Below are 3,941 nucleotides of genomic sequence, written 5' to 3'. Positions count from 1 at the left end.
CCCGGGGCCCGGAGGGGCTGGGACGAATGCCGCGCGGGCTTCCCCCGCACCCCCCTGCGGGGGTAAAGAGTCCTGGTCACCCACCGCACCGTGGTGAAGAGTGGCCAGGCAACGAGGAGGGCACATGGACGCACGTGGCGCCACGGAGGAGTTCCGGGCCGCACGGGACTTCCTGCTGGAGCACCGGGAGGACTACGCGACGGCCTGCCGGGGCTTCACCTGGCCGCGTCCCGAGCGGTTCAACTGGGCGCTCGACTGGTTCGACGTCATCGCCGAGGGCAATGCCGCCACCGCGCTGCACATCGTCGAGGAGGACGGCAGCGAGACCACCCTCTCGTACGCCGAGATGTCCCTGCGCTCCGACCAGGTCGCCAACTGGCTGCGCGCGCGTGGCGTACGGGCCGGGGACCGGGTCCTGGTGATGCTCGGCAACCAGCAGGAACTGTGGATGACCGCGCTGGCCGCGATGAAGCTGCGGGCCGTCGTCATCCCCGCGACCCCGCTGCTGGGCCCCGCCGATCTGCGGGACCGGATCGAGCGGGGGCGCGCCCGGCACGTGATCGTACGGGCCGAGGACACCGCCAAGTTCGCCGATGTGCCGGGGGAGTACACCCGGATCGCCGTGAAGCCGCGTGGCGCCGACCCCGTTCCGGGCTGGCTCGACTTCGACGACGCGTTCGGGGCGGACACGCGGTTCGAGCCGGACGGAATCACCCTGGCCGACGACCCGCTGATGCTCTACTTCACCTCCGGCACCACGGCCCGCCCCAAGCTCGTCGAGCACACCCATGTCTCGTATCCCGTCGGCCACTTGGCGACCATGTACTGGATCGGGCTGAAGCCCGGCGACGTCCATCTGAACATCTCCTCGCCCGGCTGGGCCAAGCACGCCTGGTCGAACCTCTTCGCCCCGTGGAACGCCGAGGCCACCGTCTTCATCCACAACTACACGCGCTTCGACGCGGCCCGGCTCATGGCGGAGATGGACAGGGCGGGCGTCACCAGCTTCTGTGCGCCGCCCACGGTGTGGCGGATGCTGATCCAGGCGGATCTGAGCGCGCTGCGGAACCCGCCCCGCGAGGTCGTCGCGGCCGGTGAACCGCTCAACCCTGAGGTCATCGAGACCGTCCGGCGCGTGTGGGGCCGGGTCGTCCGGGACGGCTTCGGACAGACCGAGACGGCCGTCCAAGTGGCCAACTCCCCGGGCCAGGTGCTCAAGAGCGGGTCGATGGGCCGGCCGAGCCCCGGCTACCGGGTGGAGCTCCTGGACCCGGTGACCGGCGAGCCCGGCGCGGCCGAGGGAGAGATCGCCCTCGACCTCTCGGCCCGCCCGGTCGGCCTGATGACCGGCTACCACGGCGACCCGGAGCGTACGGCGGAGGCGATGGCCGGCGGCTACTACCGCACCGGCGACATCGGCTCCCGCGACGAGGACGGCTACATCACCTACGTGGGCCGCGCCGACGACGTCTTCAAGGCCTCCGACTACAAGATCAGCCCGTTCGAGCTGGAGAGCGCGCTCCTGGAGCACGAGGCGGTGGCCGAGGCGGCCGTCGTGCCCGCGCCCGACCCGCTGCGGCTCGCCGTGCCCAAGGCGTACATCGTGCTGGCGGCCGGCTGGGAGCCCGGCCCGGACACCGCGAAGGTGCTGTTCGCGCACTCGCGCGCGGTCCTCGCCCCGTACAAGCGCATCCGCCGCATCGAGTTCGGCGAGCTGCCCAAGACGGTCTCCGGGAAGATCCGCCGTATCGAACTGCGCGAGGCGACCGCGGCGGGCTCGACGGCCGAGTACGACGAGGGGGACCTGCGATGACCGAACTGTCGTACGCGCACGGCATCGGCGGCACACCGCTGCTCGGCGACACGATCGGGGCCGCTCTGGACCGGGCGGTCGCCGCCTGGCCGGACCGTGAGGCGCTGGTCGACATGGAGTCCGGGCGGCGCTGGACGTACGCGCGGTTCGCCGCGGCCGTCGACGAGCTGGCGCGCGGACTGCTCGGCAGCGGGGTCGCCCGGGGCGACCGCGTCGGGATCTGGGCGGTGAACTGCCCGGAGTGGGTGCTCGTGCAGTACGCGACGGCCCGGATCGGCGCCGTCATGGTGAACATCAACCCGGCGTACCGGGCGCACGAACTCGCGTACGTACTGAAGCAGGCCGGGATCTCGCTGCTGGTCGCCTCGCGGGCGCACCGGTCCAGCGACTACCGGGCGCTGGTGGAGCAGGCGCGTCCGGAGTGTCCCGGGCTGCGGGCCGTACACTACATCGGGGACGCGTCGTGGGACGCGCTGCTGTCGGCGGGCGGTTCCGTGGCGCCGGGTCGACTGGCGGAGCACGCTGCCGAGTTGTCGTGCGACGACCCCATCAACATCCAGTACACCTCGGGGACCACCGGCTTCCCCAAGGGGGCGACGCTCTCCCACCACAACATCCTCAACAACGGTTATTTCGTGGGGGAGATGATCTCCTACAGCGAGCAGGACCGGATCTGTGTGCCGGTGCCGTTCTATCACTGCTTCGGCATGGTGATGGGCAACCTCGCGGCCCTCACGCACGGAGCCTGTGTGGTGATCCCGGCGCCGTCCTTCGACCCGGCGGCGACGCTGCGGGCGGTGGAGCGGGAGCGGTGCACCTCGTTGTACGGGGTGCCGACGATGTTCATCGCCGAGCTGAACCTGCCGGACTTCGGCTCGTACGACCTGTCCTCGCTGCGTACCGGCATCATGGCGGGCTCGCCGTGCCCGGTCGAGGTGATGAAGCGGGTGGTCGCGGAGATGAACATGGCGGAGGTGTCCATCTGCTACGGCATGACGGAGACGTCCCCGGTCTCCACCCAGACGCGCGTCGAGGACGATCTGGAGCGTAGGACCGGCACGGTGGGACGGGTGCTGCCGCACATCGAGGTGAAGGTGGTGGACCCGGCCACCGGTGTCACGGTGCCGCGCGGCGAGGCGGGCGAACTGTGCACCCGCGGCTACAGCGTGATGCTCGGCTACTGGGACGAGCCGGAGCGGACCGCCGAGGCGATCGACGCCGGGCGGTGGATGCACACGGGGGATCTCGCGTCGATGCGCGAGGGACGGTTACCTCCAGATCGTGGGCCGCATCAAGGACATGATCATCCGGGGTGGTGAGAACGTCTATCCGCGCGAGATCGAGGAGTTCCTCCACACCCACCCGAAGATCGCGGACGTCCAGGTCGTGGGCGTGCCCGACGAGAAGTACGGCGAGGAGATCCTCGCGTGCGTGATCCCCCGCGACCCGGCGGCCCCGCCCGCCCTGGAGGAGATCGCGGAGTTCTGCCGCGACCGGCTCGCGCACTACAAGGTGCCGCRACGGCTGCGGATCCTGGCGGAGTTCCCGATGACGGTGAGCGGCAAGGTGCGGAAGGTGGAGCTGAGGGAGGGGTACGGGGAGTAGCGCGGCCACGGCGGTCGCCGCCCGGCCGCCCGAGGACGACGGGGAGCGTCGCGGTCACCCGCGGGCCCCCGTCGCCCGGCCCGCTCAGGGGCCGGTCGCCACCAGCTCGTCCGCCGCGTCGTTGACCGGCTGGGGCGTGCCGGTCAGGTCCATCACGAACAGCGGGACGGACAGTTCCTCGCCGCGGGCGCGGGCGTCCTTGGTGTATCCGGCGAGCGAGAAGTAGACGCCGGTGGAGGACGTGCTGAGCGCGTTCAGCCACAGGCACTCCACCGCGCGCAGCGACGCCGGGCGGGTGGTCGGGTCGACCTGGGCGACCAGGCCGGGGCCGCGCAGATCGATGCCGGAGGCGGGGCGCGCCTCGGACTGCAGGACGTCGCGGAAGCCGAGCCACTTCAGATAGAGCGCCGCCGCGGTCACCGCGTCCCTGGCGGTACGGATGGTCACCGGCCGGAACGCCGGGCGCGGGGGAGCGGCCGTCGGCGGGACCGGAATGTGCAGGGGCAGCGGGGCGGGCGGGGCG

At 71.6% G+C, this 3,941-nt stretch carries 1 protein-coding gene and 2 pseudogenes; 2 read left to right on the top strand and 1 reads right to left on the bottom strand.

The genetic code is table 11. The features are described from left to right. Nucleotides 1-124 precede the first annotated feature (124 nt). Nucleotides 125-1,813, top strand: coding sequence for an AMP-binding protein (locus ACJA3G_RS32210; protein WP_406556576.1), 1,689 nt, complete (start codon nt 125-127; stop codon nt 1,811-1,813). Next, nucleotides 1,810-3,418 (top strand): annotated as a pseudogene (locus tag ACJA3G_RS32205) (AMP-binding protein). The gene ACJA3G_RS32210 and the pseudogene ACJA3G_RS32205 overlap by 4 nt, the downstream one beginning before the upstream one ends. An 84-nt stretch (nt 3,419-3,502) precedes the next feature. Here the strand turns inward: ACJA3G_RS32205 and ACJA3G_RS32200 are convergent. Then, nucleotides 3,503-3,941, bottom strand: a pseudogene (locus ACJA3G_RS32200) (hypothetical protein); the annotation flags it as partial.

It is taken from the genome of Streptomyces sp. YS-3, from assembly GCF_045257485.1.
Taxonomy (GTDB): domain Bacteria; phylum Actinomycetota; class Actinomycetes; order Streptomycetales; family Streptomycetaceae; genus Streptomyces.
The sequence above is the reverse complement of the archived record's forward strand: the minus strand, read 5'-3'. Positions and strand labels throughout refer to the sequence as shown.

What these genes read in the sequence shown, in the direction of transcription:
- ACJA3G_RS32210 (WP_406556576.1), top strand. Translation starts at nt 125, where the DNA reads ATGGACGCACGTGGCGCCACGGAGGAGTTCCGGGCCGCACGGGACTTC.